The sequence below is a fragment of the Serratia nevei genome (assembly GCF_024160145.1).
In the GTDB taxonomy this organism is placed as follows: domain Bacteria; phylum Pseudomonadota; class Gammaproteobacteria; order Enterobacterales; family Enterobacteriaceae; genus Serratia; species Serratia nevei_A.
Genome location: NZ_JAMYWQ010000029.1, coordinates 1 through 25,850, shown reverse-complemented (window position 1 = coordinate 25,850; position 25,850 = coordinate 1). Strand labels below are relative to the sequence as shown.

The following is a 25,850-nucleotide window of genomic DNA, read 5'->3' as shown; positions in this document are numbered from 1 at the left end:
TGTTGCAGTCCATTTACCGCTACTGCAAAAGCCATCAGCAGGCATTATCCTGGCTCAATGCTAATCCCGCCTCTCAATATAAGGCATCGGGTTCATTTTTTCCCATTTAGCTGCTGTGGTTATTCTGGGTATTTTTCACTGTTTTCCCAGCGAGAAAAACCGTACTGGTTATGCCAGTTAGTGCAATAAGTGAACTCATTCCCACAAAAGCAGTCATCAGACCACCTACGGCAATAAGCCCAGAAATAAGCCCAGAAAGTGCTTCGGCTGTGTTCGCCAGAGTTGAAAACGTGCCGAATGTCTTGCCAATGTTCCCCGAAGGAGACCATGACTGGATAACAGTGACGAGAGAAATATCCACAAACGCACCACTAATACCAAGAACGAACGCGAGTGGCAAAAGAAACATCAGTGAATGTAGGGCTGTTAAGGACATTAACAATAGTAGCAAACCATAAATGAACCAGTGTCGCATTACCTTTTCTGGAGAGGTTGACCGAACAAATTTTCCGTAAAGCAATCCACCAGTGATTGTGCCGGCAGCCATAAGTGAAAATACCCAACTGGTAAATACCTCACCCTGACCTTGATTGACCGCCACTGCAGGAATGATAAAACGGATAACCGAGCCAGTAAACAGAATACAGACGGAGGATCCCAAGATGATGATAAACAAGCTGCGGGTACCCTGATAGAGTTGCTGAATATAGGAAAAGGTTTCCTGATACACGTTTTTAATCTGGAAAGATGATCTTTTTACCTCGGCTTTTTCTGAAAACGCGGAGAGAAAAATTATCGATACGGCATACGTTACAGCATTGAATAGCAACACCCATGACTTGTCAGCGAATGAAAGGATAAGGGAGCAGAGGAGAGGGCCTGCCACTGAAGCTGTTTCCTCTGCTACCTGCGACACACTGTTGGCACCGGTAAGTCTGTCAGTACTGACAGTTCTAGGTACGGCTGTCTGGTAGCTCGGCTGGAAAATACTGCGACCGATAGTTGTCAAAACTGACGCCATGATAAGAATGGTAATGCTGACCGAACCACTCAGACTGCTGATGAAGAGAAGCAGTGAAACCGTCAGACGCAGCCATTCGCTAAGTAGCATGTTATTTTTTAGACGATAATTATCTGCCATCCAGCCGCCAACGGGACCGAAGAATAAGAAAGGGATAAACCGGAAAAAATAAACAAAGCCGGTAAGCAGGTAGTCGTTGTGCGTGCTTTCCAGCACAATAAAGACGAAAACCACCTCATAGGCATAATCGCCGGACTTTGAGATAAAAAGAGAGGCGAGAAGTGTACGAAAATTTCTAACTTTCAGCCAGTTCATGACAGTCCATTCCAATGTTGAAACGTGATGCTCCCAACGCTGACACACCTTCTGCAAGGTCGGTTATGCTGACGACTCTCTTGTTTAGGCAGAGCACACCAATTTCAGCCATAAACGATGAAGCAAAGCTGAGTGCAATTCCCATACCGATGCACATATGCACACCGGTCCCGAAGGAAAGGGGTCTTTCTTTCCGACCTAGAATGAACTGGAGGGGTTCTTCAAAAACTTCTGGATCGAAATTGGCCAACCCAGTATAGAACATCACCCTATCACCTTTTTTCAGATTCTGCCCACTGAGAGTGGTATCCTGAGATATCACTCTACCTACGGAGAGAACGGGGCTGTATAAGCGTGAAGCCTCAATCACCGTGTCTCGGGCATTCTCTGCATCAACTTTCAGATTAAAGTGTGATATCGCCCAGAACGCAGCCACAATGAGTTGCATGGTTGTCTGATGAGCCGCAATATAGGCTATGGCTTTGTCTGAGGCACTGATATCACTGCAAGGGACATCATCGGTGCTCTGGTTCCTGAAGGTATCAAATATAGTAAGGAAAGAACGGGCTATTTGGACGAAATGTTCTTTTCCTTGGATCCTACCGTCGAAGAGCATGCCCACGTTGTGGGCATGCTCTTCCAGTGTGTTGGGGGACTCTAAGCCGACCAGCCTGGCTGCAAGCGTATTATTGAGAGTAATAAGATCATGCTCATCAAGGTATTTCCTCCGATTGAGCGAAGAGAGCGTCTCTTTAATCAATTCATCGCACGGAGTATTTTTAAAATTCTGATGAATGATCCGGGCGATATCACTTTTGCCCTCGTCCCGGAAAATCAGTGACTGATTGATGAGTAGGAGAAAACGTTCAACGACAGTCTTTTCCTCATCAAACATGCTGAGGGGAATCATCATTCTTTTTTTCGTGACGTACGGGCTGTTCAGCAGCCGCGAACATAACTGGTAATCATAAATAATCCAATATTTTTTGTCGGCATGATAATAGATGCCTCTATGCTCACTGTCATCACAGGCGATTGCATCATATCGCTGCTTATATGCTTCAGTAAGTGACAATGATAATTCAGACATATAGAAGCTCTTTTTTAGCAATAAATTTTCCTGGAGTTTCTAACTGTTCGGTAATGAACCGTTTCATGGCCGTTTGATCGGCCTCTGGCATTAGCCAGTACATTATGTTGGTATACCAGTACCAACCAAGTTTCGTGAGGTATAATTTTTCTGCATCCTCTGTGACAAGCCGATGCGCTTTCAACTGAGAAAGCTTTTCCTGCAATGCAAATGGTATTTGCGACATGCTCACTTTAGATTTTTCTATTTCACCATGATAGGGTAGTCGCAGGATTAACGGTTTCATTTCATCCAGAATTTCGGGATGTCTACTTATAGTCGATGGAACAGTATTGGCTTCAAGTACCGATCTAATGTACTTCTGACGACTTGACGTGTTCGTAATGACATGTCCGCGAAGAGAAGAGACGGCATTGACTCCAAAACCATGTAAATCATGATCGGCATATCCGTATACGTGTTCATGATATACGAAACTGTAATCCTGACTCACAACAGAATTATCAACATTATTCGTTCTAACGTAACCATGACCGTTATGTGGCATAAATCCTTTACTCCGCATATAAGCATCAACCAGCATATTCATGGTGAATTTCCGGGTTGCGGTTGTAACTGGCATTCCTTTATCCTGAATGGATTTATGCAGTTTTGGTTGCGTCATGACGTTGTCAATAGGATAAATATCGATATTTGTCGTTCCGAGAGAAATAGCCTGTTCTAAGTCTCTTATAATATCTTCCTCGTCCTGTCCATTCATTCCGTAAAGTATGTCGAAAAGGACGGTGCTGAAATTGCGATTGAGTATGTCTGCGGCAAAATTAATGTGGTCAAACGTTGATGTCAGCTTAAAAAGCTCACGCCATACAGGATTAAACGTCTGCAGCCCGAAACGTGGGTGCGTTACGCCTATCTCCTTCATTGCGTAAACTTTTTCCTCATCCAGGCTCTTTATTTCAATTTCAAATGAAAATTCACAGTCAGATGAAAGAGAGAAATTTTTATGTATTGCTGCACCAATCTGAGCAATATTCTCTGGCGAGAGAAGTGAGGGTGTTCCTCCGCCAAAGAATATTGATTTTACTGGAACAGCATGATAATCATTAAACTCTGCCTTTATCTCGATTTCTTTGATTAATGCACGGGTATACTGATCAACTAACTCACTGTTTTTGTAGGCTCCGCGTGTAAAAGGACAAAAAGTACAAATAGTTTCACAGAATGGGATATGAAAATAAAGTGCTCTGGATGAGACATTGGAGTTGCTGTGACTTAGGACGTCGGACAAGCTTTCAGATGAAATATTTTTTCCCTGATTCGGGAAAAAAAAGTTATATACTGGGAATTGGTAATCAAACTTGAATATACCATTGTCTTTGATGTTCATCTCAGATCACCTTCTCAGCAGTTATGTTAGCTTTGTTAAATAGTGGTGCTTTGATGTGACTCCCGCGTTCAATATAACGAACGACTATTCTAGTCACTAAACTAAGACGGGATTCAATTTCTTTTACAGCTGAAAAACACTTCCCCCCGCAGGTGTAAACATCAATGCTGATATAATTACTTTCGGGATAAGTGTGGTATGAAAGATGGGACTCACTCAGCAAGAATATCCCCGTGACGCCCTCACCTCCTGATGTGAATTTATGAGACAAAAAGCCGATTATATTAAAATTTGTCTTATTCAATACGCTCTGAAAAAATGTCTGTAGACGGTGTTCATCTTTAAGAAAACTCTTGTCATCTAAAACAATATCCAGAACGTAATGATGGCCTAAATCTTCCATTTCCGCCTCCTGAATTATGAGCTTCTTCACTGGAAAAGGGCAGCGGAGCTGCCCTTTCCTGGATATTACCAAGCTACACTGTTAAAGTCGTAGTTATCTGCAGATGACTCAGTTACGAACAGTTCAATTGCACTTTCCATAATAAATCCTCGTTTGATAAATTTTATGAATAACAGTTTAATTCAGGCAAAACCTTCAGGAAGTCAAATCCTGTCGCCTCTTTTTATTTATGATAAGAGAATAAAAAAGTTTAGTATTAAGTTGCTTAATTGCGATCTTTTTCACAAAACAATTACAAGTTGTATTCATTCCGATAACTAAGCATTGATAAAATAAATGAATGCTTTGATTTTTATTAAAAATAATAATTAGAAAATACAGAGACGTGGTTTGATGCTGTATTACAGCATATTGGCAGGCTGCCTTATTTCACCACAAAGTATGCTCTGGGGCTGGAGAGGCTGGTTCAGGTGCTGCCGGATTGGCTGTTTAAAACCAATTATTGTGAAGATCTCTGGGCACTCAATCCGCCAATCCGGCATTTACCACCAAAGCTGAGCATCTTTATTGATTTTTTTGCAAAATGCCTGTCGCAGGAAACAATCTTGAACTCTGTGACAGACAGTAAATTGTAGTCATGCTTATATGAAGAACCCGAGGAGGGGTAATAATTTCTATTGATAATTAAAGATATTTTTTAAAACTTCCCGCTGTAATATTCACCGCGATACTTAGTAGCAGTGCACAGGGCAAGAGCACAAAGAGTGGGCTGATACTGAACGGCTGCACCAGATAAAGCATCCAGGGCAGCATGATAAGCGGTATCAGGCTGGCCTTGGCGCGGTGATAGATAAAGCCCGATTCACGTCCCGCACCAAAGCGGCGCACATCACGCCGCACTAACCCATTGACCAGGCCAACAAACGTGGCCATCGCAAAAAGCGGCAGGCTTAAACACAGCACCACTGTTCGTACCAGAAACACCAGCAACATGTACGACGCAGCGGTCAGATACGTTTCCAGATGCATATACACCACCCCCACGTAATACCGAAAATCCCGCGTCTGGCTGAGAGTCGCCAGTCGGGCCTCTGTAGGCATCCAGTCGTTCAAGTAGCTCAGAAATGCGATTTAAGGCGAGGGCAGGGCGATGCTGGCGTTTCACCGTCGTTAAAGCGCCAGCCATATCCACGGCAGGGTTATAGCTGATAATGCCTGACTGGGCAGCATAGCGCATAATTGCAGTGATACGTTGCTGAAGACGGGCTGCGATCTCGTATATCTCTTTGGCTTCGGCAGCTTTGACGGGGAGAAGTAAATCGGGAGTCCGGAGGGGGTAATGTCACGTGAGCCGATAAAGGGAAACACATGAGTTTCGAGGCTTTTCAGTATCTTCTCACTATGTGAGACTGACCATTTTTTGTTGCTCTTATGCCACTGTCTTGTGATGCCTTCAAATGTCTGAGCTGTTTCGGGAACAGACTTTTTGATCCGCTTCTGTTCGCAGGGGTCAATTCCTTCAGCTATCTGCTTCCTTGCTGTATCGCGCTTTTCCCTGGCTTCTGATAACGAGACTTCAGGATAGACACCCAGAGCGAGCGTTTTCTCTTTGCCCAGAAATCGATAACGGAGTCGCCAGTAGCGCGAGCCGTTAGGGTGAACGAGCAAAAACATGTTGCCACTGTCGCAAATTTATACGGTTTTTCGTCCGGTTTAGCTGCACGGATTTTAGCGTCAGTGAGCGCCATTGGCGGTATCTCCTGCTAGTAAAAGGGGAACAAATTTTATCGAATCAGACTATACCCTCAGTTGTACCCTCGCAAGGGACTTGATGCGGGTTGAAATTGATTGAGTTGGGTGGAGTTAAGGTATTGCGGATGTGTTGATTTTTGCGGGCTTAGAATGCAAAAACGGACCTCCGTGGAGGTCCGTTGATATGAATTTGGTGCCCGGACTCGGAATCGAACCAAGGACACGGGGATTTTCAATCCCCTGCTCTACCGACTGAGCTATCCGGGCAACGGGCAGCATTAAACCGTATTGGCCGATAGCCGTCAACGGCTTTATGCATGAAAGACGTTAAAACGCCTCCGGTTGCTGGCTTTTCAGGCAAGGGGCGCAAAAAATGCGCTTGTTCAGGCTATCGCCTTGGGTTGGCGGTGCCGCAAGCGCAGCGCGCTCAGCTCAGCGCCCCGTTGCGGCGGCACTGTGCCACCTGCAAAATGTCTTCCGCCAGCCGTTTAGCGACCGATACGTCTTGGAGCTGGCGTTTTACCAGCAGTTTGCTCAGGCAGCCTTCCTGAATCAGCTCCATCTGCTGTGCCACCATGTCGGCGTCGTCGGCGTCCATGTCGCGCAGCAGTTCGCGGGTCAGCTCCAGCGAGGTCAGCTTTTGCTGCTCCGCCAGCTGGTGGATCGGGTGATCCGTTTCCGGGAAGAAGCTGCAGGCGGCGATGAACAGGCAGCCGGGGTAGCGGTCTTGCTGCACGTATTCCGCCAATACGTCATAGCGCGCCAGCAGCTTTTGCTGTGGGCTGAGATGCTCGTCCAGCAGCAGCTGGCGGCGCCAGGTGTCGATCTGTTGGCCATGGTAGCGCAGGCAGTCGTACAGCAACGCCTCGCGATCAGGCCAGAACCGTTTGAGATCGCCGGGCTGAACGTCGAGTTTTTCCGCCAGCATCTCTAATGTGGCGGTCGCCAGGCCCTGTTGTTCCAACAGGCCCAGCGCGGTATCAAGGACGTGTTCACGTTGCACTTGTGCTTCCTCCTCTTCAGTTCAGAACCTCAGTGTTATTTATTATACCCGTCATCTTTCGAGCCGCAGCGTTGTTGGCTGCTCACCGTTATTCGGCCCCTCCATGGGCCTCACCCCTTGCGGGGCCACTGTAGGCAGTGTTCAAATCTGCTCCCGGCAGATTTGTCACCCCAGTCACTTACTTTAGTAAGCTCCTGGGGACTCCTGTGCTTGCCGCCTAGCTGCAACTCGAAAGCTATAGGGTATATCACATCACTTTCTGCAAATGCGCGTTGAAGGCTTCCGCCTTCATAAAACCGGTGACCCGCTGGGCCGTCAGCTCCTGGCCCGCCGGATCGAAGAACAGGATCGTCGGCAATCCCAGCACCTGCAGGTGCTTCAGCAGCGCCGCCTGTTCCGCGCCGTTGGCGGTGACGTCCGCCTGCAGCAGCACCGCGTTGGCCAGGCTCGCCTGCACCGCCGCATCGCTGAAGGTGTATTTCTCGAACTCTTTACAGGCCACGCACCAGTCGGCGTACAGATCCAGCATCACCGGCTTGCCGCGCGCCTGTTGCAGTGCCCGATCGAGCTGTTCGACGTTGTTGATGCGGGTAAAAGTCAGGTGCGGCTGAGCCGCCAACTGCGCCTGGTCGGCACCGAAGGCCCAGTCCTGCAGCGGCCGCGCGGCGATCACCGCCGCCGCCAGCAGCAGCAGTTGCAGGGCGCGTGCCCAGCCGCGCGCGCTTCTCAGGCTCAGGGCGAAGGCCCAACCGAAGAACGCCAGGCCGAGCAGGCTCCACAGGCGCAGGCCCCACAGATCGCCGATCACCCGCTCCAGCAGGAACACCGGCAGCGCCAGAATGACGAAGCCGAAGGCCTCTTTCACGTACTGCATCCACGGGCCGCTGCGCGGCAGCAGGCGGTTGCCGAACAGGGTGACGATCACCAGCGGAATGCCCATCCCCAGCGCGTACAGGTACAGCGTGCCGCCGCCGGCCCACAGGTTACCGCTCTGGGCGATATACAGCAGGATGGCGCTGAGCGGCGCGGTGGTGCAGGGCGAGCAAATCAGCCCGGCCAGGGCACCCATCAGGAACACGCCGGTCAGCGAGCCGCCGCGCTGGGTGTTGCTCCAGTTCGCCAGCCGGGTTTGCAGCGCCGAAGGCAACTGCAGGGAATAGAGGCCGAGCATCGACAGCGCCAGCGCGATAAACAGCACCGACAGGCCGATCAGCACGTAAGGGTGCTGCAGCGCCGCCTGGAACTGCAGGCCGGCGGCGGCCACCACCAGCCCCAGCAGGGTGTAGGTGAGCGCCATGCCCTGCACGTAAACCACCGCCAGCGCCAGAATGCGGCCGCTGCTTTGCGGCCGGTCGCGGCCGAGGATGATGCCGGAGATCAGCGGGTACATCGGCAGCACGCACGGGGTGAAGGCGATGCCGATACCGATCAGCAGCGCCCACAGCGGCGAGAACGGCAGGCTGGCCGGTGCGGCGGGCACTTTAGCCGGTGTAGAGGCCGGGAGCGGGGCGGCCGCGCCGGCGCTGACGGCATCCAGCGGGATGATCCGGGTTTCCGGCGGATAGCAGAAGCCGGCCTCGGCGCAGCCCTGATAGGTGACGCTGAGGCTGGCGCTGGCTGCCGCCTGTTGCAGCGGCACCTGCAGATTCAGCTGCTGTTTGAAAATCGCCACTTCGCCGAAGAACTCGTCCTTGTGGCTCAACCCTGCGGGCAGGGTAAAGGCGCCGAGCGTCGCCTGCTGCGGCACCAGTTTGATCTGCTGGCGATACAGGTAGTAGCCGGGGCGGATCTGCCAGTTCAGCGTTACCTGGCTGCCTTGCTGTTTGAAATCGAAGGCGAAGGCCCGATCGACGGGCACGAACTGGCTGCCGCCCTGCGGCGCGAACAGCGAAGCCTGCGCTGCCTGCGGCAGGAAGCACAGGCTGCACAGCAGCAAAATCAGTTTAAGGAAGCGTTGATCCATGACAGGTAGTCTTTATCTCCGGCCATCACCGGCAGCACCAGCAGCTCAGGCGTCTGGTAAGGGTGATGTTGTTTCAGGGTGTCGAGCAGGGCCTGCTGACGGCGGCAATCGCTTTTGAACAGCATCTGCACTTCGTATTCCTGTTCCAGTTTCCCTTCCCAGTAATACAGCGAGGTAGCGCCGGGCAGCAGCGTGGCGCAGGCCGCCAGCTTATCGCCCAGGACCCGCGCCGCCAGTTCCTGGGCGCTGGCCTCATCGGGTGCGGTACAGAGTATGACGACAGCTTCGCAATCAGACATCTTCAGCCCTCTCATCGGTTCGAATGGGCACTATACCCTGAAGGCGGATTGGCTAGAAGGTGAGTTTATCGCCAGAAGGAAAACCGGGGCCGCAGCCCCGGTCGAAGCGTTACAGCATGATGCTGCCGAGCAGGAAGCCGAATACCACGGCGAAGATCACGCCCATGGTGCCGGGAATGAAGAACGGATGGTTGAACACGAAACGGCCGATGCGCGTGGTGCCGGTATCGTCCATCTGCACCGCGGCGACCAGCGTCGGGTAGGTCGGCAGGATGAACAGGCCGGAGACGGCGGCGAAGGAGGCGACGGCGGTCAGCGGCGATACGTTCAGCGCCAGCGCCATCGGCATCAGCGCCTTGGCGGTGGCGGCCTGCGAGTACAGCAGCGCCGAGCAGAAGAAGAAGATCACCGCCAGCAGCCACGGGTGCGCCTGAATGACGCTGCCGGCCGTCTCTTTGATCCAGTCGATGTTGGCCTGCACGAAGGTATCGCCCAGCCAGGCGACGCCGAGGATACAGATACAGGCGCTCATGCCGGCTTTGAAGGTGCTGGAGTTCAGCACCATGTCGGTGTCGACGCGGCACAGCAGGGTGGTCAGCGTGGCGACGCTCAACATGATGATCAGGATGGCGTTGGTGGTGTTCATCAGCGGCTTGGCCACCAGGCCCAGGCCTGGGCTGTTGATGATGGCGTAGGCCACCACGCACAGCACGCCCAGCAGGAACAGCAGCACCGAGGCTTTGGCGCGCGGTTTGATCTCCAGCGCGTTGTTGCCGCGCAGGGTGATCAGGCCTTCCTCCAGGCGTTTCAGGTACACCGGGTCGTTAGACAGTTTGGAATCGAACAGCCAGGTCACCAGCAGCGACATCACCAGCACGGCGCAGAAGGTGGACGGGAGCACCACCATCAGCAGGTGCAGGTAGCTGACGCCGTGGCCTTCCATCACCGAAGACATGTACACCACCGCGGCGGAGATCGGCGAGGCGGTGATGGCGATCTGGGCGGACACCACGGCGGTCGACAGCGGCCGGCAAGGCTTGATGCCCTGTTCTTTCGCCACTTCGGCGATCACCGGCAGCGCCGAGAGTGAGATGTTGCCGGTGCCGGCGAAGATGGTCAGGAAGTAGGTGACGATAGGGGCGAGAATGGTGATGTGCTTGGGGTTCTTGCGCAGCAGCTTTTCGGTCTGCTGCACCAGATAGTCCATCCCCCCGGCGACCTGCATCGCGGAGATCGCCGCGATCACCGCCATGATGATGGAAATCACGTCGAAGGGAATGCTGCCCGGCTTGACGCCGATCAGCGCCAGGACCAGAACGCCCAATCCCCCCGCGAACCCGATACCGATACCGCCCAACCTGGCCCCTAAAAAGATGGCCAGCAGAACGATAACCAATTCCAAGGCTAGCATAGTGTTTACTCCTTAAAATGAGATTTCCCGTCATCTTTGAAACTGCATCGGTGTTGGCTGCGAGCACGCACCCCAGTCACTTACTTGAGTAAGCTCCTGGGGACTTGCGCTCTTGCCGCCTTGATGCAGTCCCAATGATTTAGGGTGTAAATTGAAAATAAAACGTTAAAATTTTGTGGGCGCCGGAAAGTAAAAAGGCACGCTATCCAGAGGATTTAGCGTGCCTTTCAGGGCTACCGGGTAGGTCTGTTATTGTTCATTTTCATCCGTATAGCGTTTGGCTTTATAGGCCGGGTGCATCAGGTTCTCCACGGAGAAGATGTCATCCAGCTCGGCTTCGGTCAGCAGGCCGCGTTCCAGCACCACTTCACGCACGCTCTTGCCGGTTTCGGCACAGATCTTCCCGACGATGTCACCGTTATGGTGGCCGATGAACGGGTTCAGATAGGTGACGATACCGATCGAGTTGAAGACGTAGTGTTCGCAGACTTCTTTATTCGCGGTGATGCCGTTAATGCATTTTTCCAGCAGGTTGTAGCAGGCGTTGGTCAGGATGTGGATCGACTCGAACATCGCCTGGCCGATCACCGGCTCCATCACGTTCAGCTGCAGCTGGCCCGCTTCGGCCGCCATGGTAACGCAAGTGTCGTTGCCAATCACCTTGAAACACACCTGATTGACCACTTCCGGCACCACCGGGTTCACTTTGGCCGGCATGATGGACGATCCCGCCTGCAGCTCAGGCAGGTTGATTTCGTTCAGGCCGGCGCGCGGGCCGGAGGAGAGCAGGCGCAGGTCGTTGCAGATTTTGGACAGTTTCACCGCCAGGCGTTTAAGCGCGCTGTGCACCATCACGTAGGCGCCGCAGTCGGAGGTGGCCTCGATCAGGTCTTCCGCCGGCACCACCGGCAGCCCGCTGACTTCCGCCAGTTTTTGCACCGCCAGCGGCTGGTAGCCTTCCGGGGTGTTGAGCGCGGTGCCGATCGCGGTGGCGCCCAGGTTCACTTCCAGCAGCAGCTCCGCGGTGCGGTGCAGGTTGCGGGTCTCTTCGTTCAGCAGCACGCTGAAGGCGTGGAACTCCTGGCCGAGGGTCATCGGCACCGCGTCCTGCAGCTGGGTGCGGCCCATTTTCAGGATGGTTTCGAACTCTTTCGCCTTGCGGTCGAAGCCTTCGCGCAGCTGGTTGATGGCGTCGATCAGTTTCTGGTTGGAGGCGTACACCGCGATGCGGAACCCGGTCGGGTAGGCGTCGTTGGTGGACTGGCACTTATTGAGGTGATCGTTCGGGTTCAGGTACTGGTATTCGCCTTTTTGGTGGCCCATCAGCTCCAGGCCGATGTTCGCCAGCACTTCGTTGGTGTTCATGTTCAGCGAGGTGCCTGCGCCGCCCTGGAACACGTCCACCGGGAACTGATCCATGCATTTGCCTTTATCCAGCACCTCGTCGCAGGCCTGGATGATCACGTCGGCGATTTTGCGCGGGATGGTTTTGAGTTCTTTGTTGGCCATCGCTGCGGCCTTTTTCACCATCACCATGCCGCGAACGAACTCGGGGACATCGCTGATTTTGCTGTTGCTGATGTAGAAGTTTTCAATCGCACGCAGAGTGTGAACTCCGTAGTAAGCGTCTGCGGGGACTTCACGTGTGCCTAACAGGTCTTCTTCGATACGAATGTTGTTTGACATGAGAACCTTCTCTATGTGTTGCTGCCGAATTAATAATTTGTCAGGTCAAGGCTAGTAAGGGCACAGCCTAAATTAATATTGCCGAAGGCTTGGGGCGTGAAACGATTAACCAAATCGCCCGTTGCTGCCCAGATCATATGCTGGTTGGTAAGAAATGACTGAATCCAGATCACCTTATGGTGTTTAAGGATATGCCCTTTTCCGGTTCTGTGACCTCTTTCACGTTTGTGAACTTTAGCAATAAAAACCGGCTCTCGGTTGAAATGGTGGGGTGATGCCCTCATTGTAATGGTGTCGGCCGTTTACGGCCTCTTTTTTCGCGCCGTCGCCCCGTGGCGGCCGCGCTTTACCTACCGATAGGAGAACCAGGTGCGCTGGTTACCGCTACTGCTGATATTTCTGCTGGCTTACATAGAAATATCCATCTTTATCAAAGTCGCCGCCGTGCTCGGCGTGGCTGTCACCCTGCTGCTGGTGGTGTTCAGCTCCTGCGTCGGCATTTCGCTGGTGCGCAATCAGGGCATGAAAACCTTCGTGCAGATGCAGCAAAAACTGGCGGCCGGCGAAAGCCCGGCGGCGGAAATGGTGAAAAGCGTTTCGCTGGTGCTGGCGGGCTTCCTGCTGCTGGTTCCGGGCTTCTTCACCGACTTCCTCGGCCTGCTGCTGCTGCTGCCGCCGGTGCAAAAATCGTTGACGCTCAAGCTGATGCCGCATCTGTCGGTTTATCGCCCTGGCGGTTGGACGGGCGACGCCGCCGCCAACGGCAACACCTTCGACGGCGAATTCCAGCGCAAGGACGACGAACGCCCGGTGCTGGAACACCGCCCGGACGAGGAACGCAAGCCTCACGATCGTTAAGCAAACGCGGCTCAGGCCGCGTTTTTCATCTCTGTAACACCCGCGCGACCAAAAATGCGAAATTTTTTTCGTTGGCCCCCTTGAAGGGGACTGGAACGCCCCCATCTCAAATGCCACGAGGCCGGTAATAACAACCATCCGGTGTACAACCCTAAATCTGATAGAGACCTTCTTACAGGAGAGCGTTCAATGAGTATTCGTCCATTGCATGACCGCGTTATCGTCAAGCGCAAAGAAGTTGAATCAAAATCTGCTGGCGGCATCGTCCTGACTGGCTCTGCGGCGGGTAAATCCACTCGCGGCGAAGTGGTTGCAGTGGGTAAAGGGCGTGTGCTGGAAAGCGGCAACATCCAACCGCTGGATGTGAAAGTTGGCGATATCGTGATTTTCAACGACGGCTACGGCGTGAAAGCAGAGAAGATCGACAATGAAGAAGTGTTGATCATGTCCGAAAGCGACATTCTGGCAATTGTTGAAGCGTAATTGCGCTTTATCTTCTGAACTGAACGAGTTGAAGGGAAATACCAATGGCAGCTAAAGACGTAAAATTCGGCAATGACGCTCGCGTGAAAATGCTCCGCGGCGTGAATGTTCTCGCTGATGCAGTAAAAGTGACCCTGGGCCCGAAAGGCCGCAACGTAGTGCTGGATAAATCTTTCGGCGCACCGACCATCACCAAAGACGGCGTTTCCGTGGCGCGTGAAATCGAACTGGAAGACAAGTTCGAGAACATGGGCGCACAGATGGTGAAAGAAGTGGCCTCCAAAGCGAACGACGCGGCGGGCGACGGCACCACCACGGCAACCGTACTGGCTCAATCCATCATCACCGAAGGCCTGAAAGCGGTTGCAGCAGGCATGAACCCGATGGATCTGAAGCGCGGCATCGACAAAGCGGTTGTCGCTGCGGTTGAAGAACTGAAAAAACTGTCCGTACCTTGCTCCGATTCCAAAGCTATCGCTCAGGTAGGCACCATCTCCGCCAACTCCGACGAAACCGTGGGTAAACTGATCGCGGAAGCGATGGAGAAAGTGGGCAAAGAAGGCGTTATCACCGTTGAAGAAGGCACCGGCCTGCAAGACGAGCTGGACGTGGTTGAAGGTATGCAGTTCGACCGCGGTTACCTGTCCCCATACTTCATCAACAAGCCGGAAACCGGTTCCGTTGAGCTGGAAAGCCCGTTCATCCTGCTGGCTGACAAAAAGATCTCCAACATCCGCGAAATGCTGCCGGTGCTGGAAGCCGTTGCCAAAGCAGGCAAACCGCTGCTGATCATCGCTGAAGACGTTGAAGGTGAAGCGCTGGCGACCCTGGTGGTCAACACCATGCGTGGCATCGTGAAAGTGGCTGCCGTTAAGGCGCCTGGCTTCGGCGACCGCCGTAAAGCCATGCTGCAGGACATCGCGACCCTGACTGCCGGTACCGTTATCTCTGAAGAGATCGGTCTGGAGCTGGAAAAAGCCACCCTGGAAGACCTGGGCCAGGCAAAACGCGTTGTGATCAACAAAGACACCACCATCATCATCGATGGCGTGGGCGACGAAGCGACCATCCAGGGCCGCGTTGCTCAAATTCGTCAGCAGATCGAAGAAGCGACTTCTGACTACGATCGTGAAAAACTGCAGGAGCGCGTAGCGAAACTGGCCGGCGGCGTTGCCGTTATCAAGGTTGGCGCAGCCACTGAAGTTGAAATGAAAGAGAAGAAAGCCCGCGTTGAAGACGCCCTGCACGCGACCCGCGCCGCAGTGGAAGAAGGCGTGGTTGCCGGCGGTGGCGTAGCGCTGATCCGCGTTGCAGGCAAAATCGCCGCGCTGAAAGGCGACAACGAAGACCAGAACGTGGGTATCAAAGTTGCGCTGCGCGCAATGGAAGCCCCTCTGCGTCAGATCGTGGTGAACGCCGGTGAAGAAGCTTCCGTTATCGCCAACCAGGTGAAAGCGGGCGAAGGCAGCTACGGCTACAACGCTTACTCCGAAGAATACGGCGACATGATCGCGATGGGTATCCTGGATCCAACCAAAGTGACCCGTTCTGCTCTGCAGTACGCGGCTTCCGTGGCTGGCCTGATGATCACCACCGAATGCATGGTCACCGACCTGCCGAAGGCTGACGCACCGGATCTGGGCGCAGCTGGCGGCATGGGTGGTATGGGCGGCATGGGCGGCATGATGTAATCATCCCCCACACGCTTGTGTGCTGAGAACCCCGGTCAACCGACCGGGGTTTTTTTTATCTTTAAAATCAATAAAAAGAATGTTTGTTTAGCTTGTTATTAGTTGCGTGAATGAATTATTGCATTATTTTGTTTTTACCCTAAACCGTTGTCGTTTCGTACCGATATAGCCCCTACCGGGCGGGGAATTTTCCTTCGCCGGTGTGACTGTCAACGGAGACGACTTATGCTGAAAAATATGAAGATAGCCACCTGGCTGATGTTGATGCTGCTGCTGCTGGGCTTGATGCCCATGGGAACCGGCGCCATCGCCTTCTATTTCATGCAGCAAAACGGCAACAGCATCGGCAGGATGAGCACTTTCTCCGACGAGGAAGCGGCGCTGAACCGCAGTTGGCGTGCTTTGCTGCAAACGCAGACGCTGATCGACAACATGGCGTTCGAGCGCATGGCGCAGACGGACGCCGCTGATATCCGGCAGGGCATCATTGAGGCGCGCAATGAGCTGCGCAGCGCCGACGTCGCTTTTAACCAGTTTTGGGATACGCCTGGGCTGACGGTAACGCGCCCGGACCTGGGCGAGGCGATGAAAAAGGTCTACCTGGCGCAGCAGGCGGTGCTGAAGCAAGAGCTGACGCTGCTGGCCGACACGCCGCAGGCGGCGCTGATCGAGCGGCTGCACGCCATGGCGGCCGAGAAGCGCCAGGTGCGCCAGCGGCTGGATAACCAGTTTGCCGACTACATGCGGGCCACGGTGGCCGCCCACCGTCTGGCGGTGGAAGAAGCGGAGCAGACCCAACAGGTCTTCGCACGCCTGCTGAGCGGCACCCTGGCGGCGATCCTGCTGCTGTTGGTCGCCGTGCAACGTGATTTCCGCCGGCGCTTGATCCTGCCGCTGCGCCAGATTGCCGAACAGCTGCAAAAGGTTGGGCGCGGCGATCTGCGCAGCGAGATCGCGGTACGCAACAACAATGAGATCGGCATGCTGTTCGCCAGCCTGAAGACGATGCAGCAAGAACTGAGCGCCACTGTGCAGCAGGTGCGTGACGGCGTGGAGTCGATCAACCACGGTACGCACGAGATCGCCGTTGGCAACGCCGATCTTTCCAGCCGCACGGAAGAACAGGCCAGCGCGCTGACGGAAACCGCCGCCAGCATGGAACAGATCACCGCTACGGTGCGGCAAAACGCCGATAACGCCAACCAGGCCGCCGGGATGGTCAATCAAACCGCCGGCATTGCCCGCAACGGCGAAACGCTGATGGCCAGCGCGGTCGACAAGATGCGGGCGATCAACGACAGCGCGCGTCAGGTGGGGGATATTACCAGCGTGATCGACGGCATCGCCTTCCAGACCAATATCCTGGCGCTGAACGCCGCCGTGGAGGCCGCGCGGGCCGGCGAACAGGGGCGGGGTTTTGCGGTGGTGGCCGGCGAAGTGCGCAATCTGGCGCAGCGCTGCGCGACTTCGGCCAAGGAGATCAGCAGCCTGGTCGACGGCGTGACCGGCGATATCGCCGCCGGCGTGCGCTTGGTGGAACAGGCGGGCGAGACGATGAATGCCATCGCCGGCTCGGTGAACCAGGTGACGTCGCTGATGGAGAACATTTCGTCTGCATCGGAAGAACAAAGCCAGGGCGTTGAGCAGGTCGGGGTGGCGGTGAGCCAGATGGATCGGGTGACGCAGCAGAACGCCGCGCTGGTGCAGGAGGTGGCGACCACTGCCGTCGGTGTGGAGGAGCAGGCGGCCTTGCTGGCGCAGGCGGTGGCGGTATTCCAGCTGGCGAAGGGGGAAGCGCGCCAGGGTGAAGCGCCGGTATCGGCGGCCGTTGCCGGCCTGGCATAACGCCGCCGCACTGAATTGGATGATATTTTTGCTGCCCGGGGCGATTTAGCTGGTAAACTGATAAGTCATCAGCTGTCGCTCAAGACGTTGGCCCGCTCGCGTGGCAACGGATGCTTAAGAGATGGCATCGCTTTCTGATAAGCTTTTGCGTAATTCTCAACATCGAATGGGGAACAAGATGCGGATTAAAGCCTTACTGGGTCTTTCGGCAGCGATGCTGCTGGCGGGTTGCAGCAGCACGAATGAACTGACCGCTGGGGGTCAGCAGATCAAGTTCACCGACAGCAAGCCGGCGGCGGAATGCCAGCTGCTGGGGGAAGTGACCGGCACCCAGAGCAACTGGCTGTCCGGCAACGGCGGTGAAGGCAGCTCCATGCGCGGCGCGGCCAACGATCTGCGCAACAAGGCGGCGGCGATGGGCGGCAACGTGATCTACGGCGCCAACAGCCCGAGCCAGAACCTGCTCTCCAGCTTCGCCCCGCTGGACAGCAAAATGGTCGGCCAGGTTTACAAGTGCCCATAAGGCGCTGAGATCGCAGCCGCAAAGAGATAAAAAAGAGGAATGCCACGGCATTCCTCTTTTCGTTGGGAGATTTGGTGCGCGTCACTCCTGCATCAGGCGCAGGTCGATCGGCGTTTTGCTCGGTTCGCCGCCCACTTCGCGCGTCAGACGCGGCACCAGATAACCGGACACCTTGCTCAGCAGCGCCTGCATGATGGCACGCGCTTCATCGTCGCTGACCATGAAGTGTGCCGCGCCCTGCACCTTGTCCAGCACGTGGATGTAGTAAGGCAGGATACCGGCGTCGAACAGCGCGTTGCTGAGCGCCGCCAGCGTGTCGGCATCGTCGTTGACGTCGCGCAGCAGCACGCTTTGGTTGAGCAGCGTGACGCCGGCGAGACGCAGCTGCGCCATGGCGCTTTGCAGCTCGCGGTCAATTTCGTTGGCGTGGTTGATGTGCGTGACCATCAGCACCTGCAGGCGCGAGGCCGACAGCTGGCGGCACAGCGCCGGCGTAATGCGCGCCGGGATCACCACCGGCAAACGGGTGTGGATGCGCAGGCGTTTCAGGTGCGGGATGGCTTCCAGCTCGCCGACCAGCCACTCCAGCTCGCTGTCTTTGGCCATCAGCGGATCGCCGCCGGAAAAAATGATCTCGTCCAGTTCCGGGTGTTGGCGGATATAATCCAGCGCCTGCCGCCAGTTGTTCTTGTTGCCCTGATTATCCTGATAGGGGAAGTGGCGGCGGAAGCAGTAACGGCAGTTGACGGCACAGCCGCCCTTGACCAGCAGCAGCGCGCGATTGCGGTATTTGTGCAGCAGGCCCGGCACCACGCTGCGCTGCTCATCGAGCGGATCGGTGGTGAACCCTGGGGCGTTGATGAACTCTTCTCTGGCGGTCAGCACCTGGCGCAGCAGCGGGTCGTTGGCATCCCCGGGGCGCATGCGCGCGGCAAAGGCGCGCGGTACGCGCAGGGCAAACAGCCGGCGGGCATCGCGCCCCTGCGGCAGTTCCGGGTGCGTATTCAGTGACAAAAGCTGCAGTAATTCATCAGGATCGGTAATAACATCGGCGAGTTGATGCAACCAATCTTCTCTATGTGCCGTACTTTGGGTTATAATGTGTGCCATTTTTTTGGCTAAGCTACCAGTTCAAATATTCAGAGGGCCATCATGGCGACTTATTCTAGCAACGATTTCCGTCCGGGTCTTAAAATCATGTTCGAGGGCGAACCTTACGCCGTCGAAGCCAGTGAGTTCGTTAAGCCGGGTAAAGGCCAGGCGTTTGCACGCGTGAAAATGCGTCGTCTGCTGACCGGCACCCGCGTGGAAAAAACCTTCAAGTCTACCGATTCCTGCGAAGGCGCAGACGTGATGGACACCAACATGAACTACCTGTACAGCGACGGTGAGTTCTACCACTTCATGCACCCTGAGTCTTTCGAACAGCATCAGGTTGACGGCAAAACCGTCGGCGACGCGGCCAAATGGCTGCAGGATAACGCAGAGTGCATCATCACCCTGTGGGATGGCCGTCCAATCGCCGTGCAGCCGCCGAACTTCATCGAAGCGGAAATCACCGATACCGATCCGGGCCTGAAAGGCGATACCGCAGGGACTGGCGGCAAGCCGGCGACCCTGAGCACCGGCGCCGTGGTTAAAGTGCCGTTGTTCGTCCAGATCGGCGAAGTGATCAAAGTTGACACTCGCTCTGGCGAATACGTCTCTCGCGTTAAATAAGTTTCAAAGCAGAGGAACCCCCGCGGTTCCTCTGCTTTATCCCATCTCCGGAAAACCCGCATGTTCAAGAAAACGTTGTTGGCCGTGCTCTCCCTGTTGTTCCTTTTCTCCCTTGGCGGTTGCAATACGTTTCGCGGTTTCGGCGAAGACGTTCAGCATCTCGGCAGCGCCATCTCGCGTACGGCAGGCTGATCCCGCCCTTTCACCCGATGCCTTGGCACCACAAAGCCGGTGGCGAGCCCACGCCCTGCGTCAATTTTGACTAAGCTTAGAAAGCCGTACTTTTTCATCAACGACAAATAAGGACTTTCTTATGCTGAAGAAAAGTATTATCGCGATCTTCTCTTTGATGATTTTGACTTCGCTGACCGCCTGCAATACCACCCGTGGCGTGGGTGAAGACATCCAGGCCGGCGGCAAAGCCATTCAGCGCAGCGCGGAATAATCCGTTCTCCACCCGGCGGCGTTCCGCGCGCGGAGGGCCGCCGCATTTCCTCCTCTTGCCTGAGTGTTAACGCTGCTGCTATCCTGCCGCAGTGCGGGTGAGGTTACCCGCCGTTCATCACCCCGCTGAACGGGACGACCCGTTTACGCGTCATTATATCGGGGACGACCCCAGTGGTAGGGAGGCCGTCTCATGGCCTGGATTATTCTGCTTATCGCCGGTTTGCTCGAAGTGGTTTGGGCTATCGGTCTGAAATACACCCACGGTTTTACCCGGCTGACGCCGAGCATCATCACCATCGCCGCGATGGTGGTCAGCATGTTGCTGTTGGCCAACGCCATGAAAACGCTGCCCGCCGGCACCGCCTATGCGGTGTGGACCGGCATCGGCGCGGTGGGCGCGGCCATCATGGGCATGGTGCTGTTGGGCGAGTCGACCAATATCGCGCGTATCATCAGTCTGTGCCTGATCGTGGTCGGCATCCTCGGGCTGAAGTTCAGCAGTCACTGATCGGCGGACTGTTGCACCCAGATCAGCGCATCGGTGGCGAAACCGTAGCCCTTGGCCGTCTGCAATAAGCTGTCGCGTACGCCGGCGTCAAGCGTCGGGGTGCGCGACAGGATCCACAGATAGTCGCGGTTTGGGCCGCAAACCAGCGCGTAGCGGTAGTCCGGGTCCAGGGCAATCACGTTATAGCCGCCGTAGAAGGGGCCGAAGAACGACACTTTCAGCGCCGCGACCTGCGGTGAGCCGGTAAAGTAGGCTTTGCCTTCGCTTTCTTGCCATTGCTGTTTCTGCGGATTGAAGCCGCGATTGATGACTTTCAGCCCGCCGTCGGCGCGTGGGCTGTAGTGGGCGGTCACCTGCTGCAAACCGCGTTCAAAACGATGATCCAGACGCGCGATTTCGTACCAGGTACCGAGATAGCGCTGACTGTCGAAAGGGGTCACGACCTTGATGTCTTTGGGCGGGGAGACGCTGCAAGCGACGGAGAGCAGGGCGGAAAGCATGACGCTAAGCTTTGACCATAAACGCATCGGTGACTCCTGTTTACCGGGGGCGAGTAGACAGTGTAGCCGATGAGAAAAGGGCGGCCAACGGGCGTTGGCCGCCTGAGCGGTTTACAGGGTGACGACGCCGATAACGGTGACCACGCTGAGGATCGCCGCCAGGCCGTAGAACACCCACTTGCCGGCCGGTACGTGGATCTTCAGATCGTGCATCGCATGGTGGATGCGGTGCAGGCCGCACCACAGCGGCAGAATGATCATCAGCAGCAGGAACAGGCGGCCGATCAGGCTCTGGCAGAACGCCAGCACGCGCTCGTAACCCAGCGCTTCACCGGGGAACAGCCCCAGCGGCAGCAGAATGCCGACCAGCAGCACGATGGCCGGCGCGACGATCGCGCCCCACATGCCGCCGGCGCCGAACAATCCCCAGAAAACCGGCTCGTCGGAGCGTTTAGGTGCTTGATTTATCATATTTCCTCCGGATTAGATCAGGGCCACGGCCAGGATGACCACGCTGACGACGATCGTGACGGCCCACAGCCCTTTCACGATGGGGCCCGGCCCCATTTTTTCGCTGTTGACCACGATATTGGCGGCCTTCGGCGCCAGATCGAACCAGGTTTTGGTGTGCAGCGCCGCCGCCAGCAGGGCGACAACGTTGATCAGCAGCACCAGCGGGTTCTGCAAGAAGCCGACGAAGCCGGCCCAGCTCTCGGCGCCGCCCTTCAGCGCGAACACGCCGTAGAGCAGCACGATGCTGAACCAGACCGCCAGCACCGAGGTGCCTTCGCGCAGCATGTAGAAACGGTAGAAGCCAAGCTTTTGCCACCAGGTGGGCGTCATGGTGCGCACATAGGGCTTACGTTGAGTTGTCATGGCAATTTTTCTCCCTTATTGCGGCTTCAACATGGCGATCATGAAGTCTTTGGCGCTCTCCACCTTGCCCTGCTGGATGGCGGCGGCGGGATCGACGTGTTTCGGACAGACTTCGGAGCAATAGCCGACGAAGGTGCAGCTCCAGACGCCGTTTTGGCCGTTGAGCTGCGGCATGCGCTGTTTCTTGCCGTGGTCGCGGTTGTCCAGGTTGTAGCGGTGTGCCAGCGTGATCGCCGCCGGGCCGATAAACTCGGGGTTGAGGCCGAACTGCGGGCAGGCGGCATAGCACAGGCCGCAGTTGATGCAGCCGGAGAACTGGTGATATTTGGCCATCTGCGCCGGGGTCTGCACGTTCGGGCCGTCTTCCGGTTTGCGATCGTTGCCGATGATGTACGGCTTGATCGCCTCCAGGCTTTCGATGAAGTGGGTCATGTCGACCACCAGATCGCGCTCGATCGGGAAGTTGCCCAGCGCTTCGACCTTCATGCCGCCGACGTAATCGCGCAGGAAGGTTTTGCATGCCAGCTTCGGCACGCGGTTGACCATCATGCCGCAGGAGCCGCAGATCGCCATGCGGCAGGACCAGCGGTAGGAGAGATCCGGCGCCAGGTTGTCCTTGATATAGCCCAGCGCGTCGAGCAGCGAGGTCTGTTCGTCGTAAGGCACGGCGTAGGTGACGAAATGCGGCTCGGCGTCGCTTTCCGGGTTATAGCGCATGACTTCGATCTTCAGGGTTTGCATCTCAGCCATTTGCCTGCTCCTTATTCTTTTTCTCCTGCGTTTCGGCTTCTGCGCCGTAGACGCGTTTGGCCGGCGGCAGCTTGGTGATTTTCACGTCGCTGTATTCGAGGCGTGGCGCACCCTGCGGGTTATGGAACGCCAGCGTGTGCTTGAGGAAGTTGACGTCGTCACGCTCGGTGCAGCCTTCGTCCAGGCGCTGGTGAGCGCCGCGCGACTCTTTGCGGTTAAACGCGGAGTGTGCCATGCATTCGGCGACGTCCAGGCCGTAGCCCAGCTCGATGGTGTACAGCAGATCGGTATTGAACACGCTGGCGTTGTCGGTGATTTTGACGCGCTTGAAGCGCTCTTTCAGCTCCGCCAGCTTATCGATGGTTTTTTGCATCAGCTCCGGCGTGCGGTAGATACCGCAGCCTTCTTCCATCGACAGCCCCATTTCGTCGCGGATCTTCGCCCAGTTTTCGTTGCCTTCCTGCTTCATCAGGTTGCTCAGGCGGGTTTCGACGTCGCGGGTTTGCGCATCCAGCGCGCTGCCGTTGGCCGGCGCTGTTTCCAGCGCGCGGCGGGCCGCGTGCTCACCGGCGACGCGGCCGAACACCACCAGTTCCGCCAGCGAGTTGGAGCCGAGGCGGTTGGCGCCGTGCAGGCCGACGGAGGAGCATTCGCCGACTGCGAACAGCCCCTTGATGCGGGTTTCGCAGTTCTGGTCGGTTTCAATGCCGCCCATGGTGTAGTGCGCGGTAGGGCGCACCGGGATCGGATCTTTCACCGGATCGACGCCGACGTAGGCCTTGGCCAGTTCGCAGATGAACGGCAGCCGCTCCAGCAGCTTTTTCTCGCCCAGGTGGCGCAGATCGAGGTAGACCACGTCGCCGCGCGGGGTGGCGATGGTGCGGCCGGCGCGCCATTCGTGCCAGAAGGCCTGGGAAACTTTGTCGCGCGGGCCCAGCTCCATGTATTTGTTCTTCGGTTCGCCCAGCGGGGTTTCCGGGCCCATGCCGTAATCTTGCAGGTAACGGTAGCCGTCCTTGTTCACCAGGATGCCGCCTTCGCCGCGGCAACCCTCGGTCATCAGGATGCCGGAACCGGGCAGGCCGGTCGGGTGATACTGCACGAACTCCATGTCGCGCAGCGGCACGCCGTGGTGGAACGCCATGCCCATACCGTCGCCGGTAACGATGCCGCCGTTGGTATTGTAGCGGTAGACGCGCCCGGCGCCGCCGGTGGCCATCACCACCGCGTTGGCGCGGATCTGCACGCGGGTGCCTTCCATCATGTTGAGCGCCACCAGGCCGCGCGCCTGGCCGTCATCCACCAGGATATCCAGCACGAAGTGCTCATCGAAGCGTTGAATCTGCGGGTATTTCAGCGAGGTCTGGAACAGGGTGTGCAGCATGTGGAAGCCGGTCTTGTCGGCGGCGAACCAGGTGCGTTCGATCTTCATGCCGCCGAAACGCCGCACGTTGACCGAACCGTCCGGTTTGCGGCTCCACGGGCAGCCCCACTGCTCTAGCTGGGTCATCTCGCGCGGGCACTGATGCACGAAGTGATCGACCACGTCCTGCTCGCACAGCCAGTCGCCGCCGGCGACGGTGTCGTGGAAATGGTAGTCGAAGGTATCGTGATCCTGGGTGACGGCGGCGGAGCCCCCCTCGGCGGCGACCGTGTGGCTGCGCATCGGGTAGACCTTAGAGATCAGCGCGATTTTCAGTTGGGGATTGGCTTCCGCTGCGGCTATTGCTGCACGTAAACCAGCGCCCCCGGCCCCAATAATGGCAAGATCGGCGTTAAAGGTTTGCACTGCATTCCTCCAATGTTCTTGTTAAGAACGGCAAGTTAAATATCTATGCTTAAAATTTAGCGAACTCTTCGGGTGCTAACTAATTGAACCGCTTAATGTTGCTTAAAGGTTAAGGATAGATATCTCCCACCAATAATGGGGAATTAACTATACCTAAAGTTAAGTAGTCGAAATTTGATGTGATCGATTGTTTTGTCGATTAACGCTCGCCCAACAGGCCCGTCTGTCTTTTCGCGTGTTCGGCGTGCTTTACCCTTTTTAACGCGCTTTTGCCGCCCATTTATCGGAAATTGGCGTTATGGCCGGTTGCGCATCGTGAAGAATTTGTTTGGCTGCAAGGATGCGAGTAGACTGCATCCCCTGTTTGATTTCGGAGTTAATTACCATGAGCGAAACGGCAAGCTGGCAGCCTAGTGCACCCATCGCCAATTTGTTGAAACGCGCAGCGATTCTGGCTGAGATCCGGCGTTTCTTCGCCGATCGTGGCGTGCTGGAAGTTGAGACGCCCACCATGAGCCAGGCGACGGTCACCGACGTTCACCTGTTCCCGTTCGAGACGCGTTTCGTCGGGCCGGGGGCGGCAGAGGGCCTGACGCTATACATGATGACCAGCCCGGAATACCACATGAAGCGCCTGCTGGCGGCGGGCAGCGGCCCGATCTACCAAATGGGGCGCAGCTTCCGCAATGAAGAGGCCGGGCGGCATCACAACCCGGAATTCACCATGCTGGAGTGGTACCGTCCGCACTACGACATGTACCGCCTGATGAACGAGGTGGACGATCTGCTGCAACAGGTGCTGGACTGCGAGAGTGCGGAGACCCTGTCTTATCAGCAGGCCTTCCTGCGCCATCTGGACATCGATCCGCTGTCGGCGGAGAAGGCGCAGCTGCGCGAAGCGGCGGCCAAACTCGACTTGAGCAACATCGCCGATACCGAAGAAGACCGCGATACGCTGCTGCAGCTGCTGTTCACCGTGGGCGTGGAGCCACATATCGGCCGTGAAAAGCCGGCGTTCGTTTACCACTTCCCGGCCAGCCAGGCGGCGTTGGCGGAGATCAGCACCGAAGACCACCGCGTGGCGGAGCGTTTCGAGGTGTACTTCAAGGGCATCGAACTGGCGAACGGTTTCCGCGAGCTGACCGACGGCCGTGAACAACAGCAGCGCTTCGAGCAGGACAACCGTAAGCGCGCGGAGCGCGGCCTGCCGCAGCAGCCGATCGACTACAACCTGTTGGCGGCGTTGCAGCACGGCATGCCGGAATGTTCCGGCGTGGCGCTGGGCGTGGACCGCCTGGTGATGCTGGCGCTGGGCGCCGAGAGCCTGAGCGACGTGTTGGCCTTCCCGGTCGGGATCGCCTGACGTTTCAGGCGGTAAGAAAAGCAAAAAGGGCCGGCATTTGCCCTGTCTCTTCTACACAAATCCCCAGGTCAGTTGTCTGGGGATTTTTTTGAATCTTTTCACCTGTTCCCGATCTGATATGAAAATTATCGGCGGGAGATAGCTATGTTTTTATCCAATACTGCACAA

General features: G+C 56.0%; 26 protein-coding genes, 1 tRNA gene and 1 pseudogene. 10 read left to right on the top strand and 18 right to left on the bottom strand.

What is annotated here, in order from left to right; translation table 11 throughout:
• Positions 1-106: 106 nt before the first annotated feature.
• From M6G53_RS18405 to aspA, 12 genes and pseudogenes are all read right to left on the bottom strand, one after another.
• Positions 107-1,336 carry an MFS transporter gene (locus tag M6G53_RS18405; RefSeq protein WP_253333587.1) on the bottom strand — a complete coding sequence of 410 codons (1,230 nt, stop codon included), beginning with the start codon at positions 1,334-1,336 and terminating at the stop codon, positions 107-109.
• Positions 1,317-2,426 (bottom strand): cytochrome P450, encoded by a 1,110-nt coding sequence (locus M6G53_RS18400; RefSeq protein ID WP_253333585.1) that lies wholly within the window; start codon positions 2,424-2,426, stop codon positions 1,317-1,319. Before M6G53_RS18400 ends, M6G53_RS18405 begins: the two co-directional genes overlap by 20 nt.
• Positions 2,419-3,813: a coproporphyrinogen-III oxidase family protein gene (locus tag M6G53_RS18395; RefSeq protein ID WP_253333583.1), complete on the bottom strand. Its 1,395-nt coding sequence runs from the start codon at positions 3,811-3,813 to the stop codon at positions 2,419-2,421. The genes M6G53_RS18400 and M6G53_RS18395 overlap by 8 nt, the downstream gene beginning before the upstream one ends.
• Position 3,814: 1 nt before the next feature.
• A complete protein-coding gene (gene speD, locus M6G53_RS18390; protein WP_253333581.1) occupies positions 3,815-4,216 on the bottom strand; it encodes an adenosylmethionine decarboxylase in 402 nt (133 codons plus the stop codon).
• Positions 4,217-4,900: 684 nt separating this feature from the next.
• Positions 4,901-5,317, bottom strand: a complete 417-nt coding sequence (locus tag M6G53_RS18385; RefSeq protein WP_436286532.1) for a TIGR03747 family integrating conjugative element membrane protein — start codon at positions 5,315-5,317, stop codon at positions 4,901-4,903.
• Positions 5,304-5,964, bottom strand: a pseudogene (locus M6G53_RS18380) (tyrosine-type recombinase/integrase); the annotation flags it as partial. The pseudogene M6G53_RS18380 and the gene M6G53_RS18385, both read right to left, overlap by 14 nt.
• Positions 5,965-6,159: 195 nt before the next feature.
• Positions 6,160-6,235: transfer RNA gene (locus M6G53_RS18375), tRNA-Phe, on the bottom strand.
• 160 nt (positions 6,236-6,395) lie between these two features.
• Positions 6,396-6,971 carry a division control transcriptional repressor DicD gene (gene dicD, locus M6G53_RS18370; protein WP_253333579.1) on the bottom strand — a complete coding sequence of 192 codons (576 nt, stop codon included), beginning with the start codon at positions 6,969-6,971 and terminating at the stop codon, positions 6,396-6,398.
• Between the two features lie 247 nt (positions 6,972-7,218).
• Entirely contained in the window at positions 7,219-8,934 is a 1,716-nt protein-coding gene (locus tag M6G53_RS18365) for a protein-disulfide reductase DsbD (protein WP_253333577.1), read from the bottom strand.
• Complete coding sequence (gene cutA, locus M6G53_RS18360; protein ID WP_253333575.1) at positions 8,910-9,233, bottom strand: divalent cation tolerance protein CutA; 324 nt, start codon at positions 9,231-9,233, stop codon at positions 8,910-8,912. The genes M6G53_RS18365 and cutA overlap by 25 nt, the downstream gene beginning before the upstream one ends.
• 109 nt (positions 9,234-9,342) lie before the next feature.
• On the bottom strand, positions 9,343-10,644 hold the full coding sequence (locus M6G53_RS18355; RefSeq protein WP_253333573.1) for an anaerobic C4-dicarboxylate transporter: 1,302 nt from the start codon (positions 10,642-10,644) through the stop codon (positions 9,343-9,345).
• Between the two features lie 249 nt (positions 10,645-10,893).
• Positions 10,894-12,330, bottom strand: coding sequence for an aspartate ammonia-lyase (aspA, locus tag M6G53_RS18350; protein WP_004929659.1), 1,437 nt, complete (start codon positions 12,328-12,330; stop codon positions 10,894-10,896).
• A gap of 369 nt (positions 12,331-12,699) precedes the next feature.
• Here aspA and M6G53_RS18345 point away from each other — a divergent pair, with 369 nt between their 5' ends.
• The 5 genes from M6G53_RS18345 (at position 12,700) to M6G53_RS18325 (ending at position 17,730) form a co-directional block, all read left to right on the top strand.
• Positions 12,700-13,188, top strand: coding sequence for an FxsA family protein (locus M6G53_RS18345; RefSeq protein WP_253333571.1), 489 nt, complete (start codon positions 12,700-12,702; stop codon positions 13,186-13,188).
• 189 nt (positions 13,189-13,377) lie between these two features.
• Positions 13,378-13,671, top strand: a complete 294-nt coding sequence (locus tag M6G53_RS18340; RefSeq protein ID WP_004952634.1) for a co-chaperone GroES — start codon at positions 13,378-13,380, stop codon at positions 13,669-13,671.
• A gap of 44 nt (positions 13,672-13,715) precedes the next feature.
• Positions 13,716-15,362 carry a chaperonin GroEL gene (groL, locus tag M6G53_RS18335; protein WP_004929662.1) on the top strand — a complete coding sequence of 549 codons (1,647 nt, stop codon included), beginning with the start codon at positions 13,716-13,718 and terminating at the stop codon, positions 15,360-15,362.
• A gap of 225 nt (positions 15,363-15,587) precedes the next feature.
• On the top strand, positions 15,588-17,207 hold the full coding sequence (locus M6G53_RS18330) for a methyl-accepting chemotaxis protein (RefSeq protein WP_253333569.1): 1,620 nt from the start codon (positions 15,588-15,590) through the stop codon (positions 17,205-17,207).
• 178 nt (positions 17,208-17,385) lie between these two features.
• Positions 17,386-17,730: a DUF4156 domain-containing protein gene (locus tag M6G53_RS18325; protein ID WP_253333567.1), complete on the top strand. Its 345-nt coding sequence runs from the start codon at positions 17,386-17,388 to the stop codon at positions 17,728-17,730.
• 81 nt (positions 17,731-17,811) lie between these two features.
• On the opposite strand, the gene epmB is transcribed toward M6G53_RS18325, so the two are convergent.
• Complete coding sequence (epmB, locus tag M6G53_RS18320; protein ID WP_253333565.1) at positions 17,812-18,840, bottom strand: EF-P beta-lysylation protein EpmB; 1,029 nt, start codon at positions 18,838-18,840, stop codon at positions 17,812-17,814.
• Positions 18,841-18,882: 42 nt separating this feature from the next.
• On the opposite strand from epmB, the gene efp reads away from it, so the two are divergent.
• The 4 genes from efp (at position 18,883) to sugE (ending at position 20,404) form a co-directional block, all read left to right on the top strand.
• Entirely contained in the window at positions 18,883-19,449 is a 567-nt protein-coding gene (gene efp / locus M6G53_RS18315; RefSeq protein WP_004929666.1) for an elongation factor P, read from the top strand.
• A gap of 60 nt (positions 19,450-19,509) precedes the next feature.
• Complete coding sequence (locus tag M6G53_RS18310) at positions 19,510-19,641, top strand: entericidin A/B family lipoprotein (RefSeq protein ID WP_253333563.1); 132 nt, start codon at positions 19,510-19,512, stop codon at positions 19,639-19,641.
• A gap of 121 nt (positions 19,642-19,762) precedes the next feature.
• Positions 19,763-19,894, top strand: coding sequence for an entericidin A/B family lipoprotein (locus tag M6G53_RS18305; protein WP_033636766.1), 132 nt, complete (start codon positions 19,763-19,765; stop codon positions 19,892-19,894).
• Positions 19,895-20,086: 192 nt separating this feature from the next.
• Complete coding sequence (sugE, locus tag M6G53_RS18300) at positions 20,087-20,404, top strand: quaternary ammonium compound efflux SMR transporter SugE (RefSeq protein ID WP_004929669.1); 318 nt, start codon at positions 20,087-20,089, stop codon at positions 20,402-20,404.
• On the opposite strand, the gene blc is transcribed toward sugE, so the two are convergent.
• From blc to frdA, 5 genes are all read right to left on the bottom strand, one after another.
• Positions 20,398-20,931, bottom strand: a complete 534-nt coding sequence (gene blc / locus M6G53_RS18295) for an outer membrane lipoprotein Blc (protein ID WP_253333561.1) — start codon at positions 20,929-20,931, stop codon at positions 20,398-20,400. The two genes, sugE and blc, sit on opposite strands and share 7 nt — an antisense overlap.
• 84 nt (positions 20,932-21,015) lie before the next feature.
• Positions 21,016-21,375, bottom strand: a complete 360-nt coding sequence (frdD, locus tag M6G53_RS18290; RefSeq protein WP_004929672.1) for a fumarate reductase subunit FrdD — start codon at positions 21,373-21,375, stop codon at positions 21,016-21,018.
• 12 nt (positions 21,376-21,387) lie between these two features.
• Positions 21,388-21,780, bottom strand: a complete 393-nt coding sequence (frdC, locus tag M6G53_RS18285; RefSeq protein WP_004929673.1) for a fumarate reductase subunit FrdC — start codon at positions 21,778-21,780, stop codon at positions 21,388-21,390.
• A gap of 15 nt (positions 21,781-21,795) precedes the next feature.
• Positions 21,796-22,530, bottom strand: coding sequence for a succinate dehydrogenase/fumarate reductase iron-sulfur subunit (locus M6G53_RS18280; RefSeq protein ID WP_033648713.1), 735 nt, complete (start codon positions 22,528-22,530; stop codon positions 21,796-21,798).
• On the bottom strand, positions 22,523-24,319 hold the full coding sequence (gene frdA / locus M6G53_RS18275) for a fumarate reductase (quinol) flavoprotein subunit (protein ID WP_253333559.1): 1,797 nt from the start codon (positions 24,317-24,319) through the stop codon (positions 22,523-22,525). Before frdA ends, M6G53_RS18280 begins: the two co-directional genes overlap by 8 nt.
• Before the next feature lie 385 nt (positions 24,320-24,704).
• On the opposite strand from frdA, the gene epmA reads away from it, so the two are divergent.
• Entirely contained in the window at positions 24,705-25,682 is a 978-nt protein-coding gene (epmA, locus tag M6G53_RS18270) for an elongation factor P--(R)-beta-lysine ligase (protein ID WP_004929681.1), read from the top strand.
• Positions 25,683-25,850 lie beyond the last annotated feature (168 nt).

Coding starts and splice junctions, on each gene's coding strand:
- M6G53_RS18305 (WP_033636766.1), top strand. CDS start 19,763: ATGCTGAAGAAAAGTATTATCGCGATCTTCTCTTTGATGATTTTGACT.
- M6G53_RS18365 (WP_253333577.1), bottom strand. CDS start 8,934: ATGGATCAACGCTTCCTTAAACTGATTTTGCTGCTGTGCAGCCTGTGC.
- M6G53_RS18385 (WP_436286532.1), bottom strand. CDS start 5,317: ATGCCTACAGAGGCCCGACTGGCGACTCTCAGCCAGACGCGGGATTTT.
- M6G53_RS18310 (WP_253333563.1), top strand. CDS start 19,510: ATGTTCAAGAAAACGTTGTTGGCCGTGCTCTCCCTGTTGTTCCTTTTC.
- cutA (WP_253333575.1), bottom strand. CDS start 9,233: ATGTCTGATTGCGAAGCTGTCGTCATACTCTGTACCGCACCCGATGAG.
- M6G53_RS18330 (WP_253333569.1), top strand. CDS start 15,588: ATGCTGAAAAATATGAAGATAGCCACCTGGCTGATGTTGATGCTGCTG.
- sugE (WP_004929669.1), top strand. CDS start 20,087: ATGGCCTGGATTATTCTGCTTATCGCCGGTTTGCTCGAAGTGGTTTGG.
- M6G53_RS18280 (WP_033648713.1), bottom strand. CDS start 22,530: ATGGCTGAGATGCAAACCCTGAAGATCGAAGTCATGCGCTATAACCCG.
- blc (WP_253333561.1), bottom strand. CDS start 20,931: ATGCGTTTATGGTCAAAGCTTAGCGTCATGCTTTCCGCCCTGCTCTCC.
- M6G53_RS18355 (WP_253333573.1), bottom strand. CDS start 10,644: ATGCTAGCCTTGGAATTGGTTATCGTTCTGCTGGCCATCTTTTTAGGG.
- efp (WP_004929666.1), top strand. CDS start 18,883: ATGGCGACTTATTCTAGCAACGATTTCCGTCCGGGTCTTAAAATCATG.
- speD (WP_253333581.1), bottom strand. CDS start 4,216: ATGGAAGATTTAGGCCATCATTACGTTCTGGATATTGTTTTAGATGAC.
- M6G53_RS18395 (WP_253333583.1), bottom strand. CDS start 3,813: ATGAACATCAAAGACAATGGTATATTCAAGTTTGATTACCAATTCCCA.
- frdD (WP_004929672.1), bottom strand. CDS start 21,375: ATGATAAATCAAGCACCTAAACGCTCCGACGAGCCGGTTTTCTGGGGA.
- M6G53_RS18325 (WP_253333567.1), top strand. CDS start 17,386: ATGCGGATTAAAGCCTTACTGGGTCTTTCGGCAGCGATGCTGCTGGCG.
- aspA (WP_004929659.1), bottom strand. CDS start 12,330: ATGTCAAACAACATTCGTATCGAAGAAGACCTGTTAGGCACACGTGAA.
- epmA (WP_004929681.1), top strand. CDS start 24,705: ATGAGCGAAACGGCAAGCTGGCAGCCTAGTGCACCCATCGCCAATTTG.
- epmB (WP_253333565.1), bottom strand. CDS start 18,840: ATGGCACACATTATAACCCAAAGTACGGCACATAGAGAAGATTGGTTG.
- M6G53_RS18340 (WP_004952634.1), top strand. CDS start 13,378: ATGAGTATTCGTCCATTGCATGACCGCGTTATCGTCAAGCGCAAAGAA.
- M6G53_RS18400 (WP_253333585.1), bottom strand. CDS start 2,426: ATGTCTGAATTATCATTGTCACTTACTGAAGCATATAAGCAGCGATAT.
- frdC (WP_004929673.1), bottom strand. CDS start 21,780: ATGACAACTCAACGTAAGCCCTATGTGCGCACCATGACGCCCACCTGG.
- M6G53_RS18405 (WP_253333587.1), bottom strand. CDS start 1,336: ATGAACTGGCTGAAAGTTAGAAATTTTCGTACACTTCTCGCCTCTCTT.
- groL (WP_004929662.1), top strand. CDS start 13,716: ATGGCAGCTAAAGACGTAAAATTCGGCAATGACGCTCGCGTGAAAATG.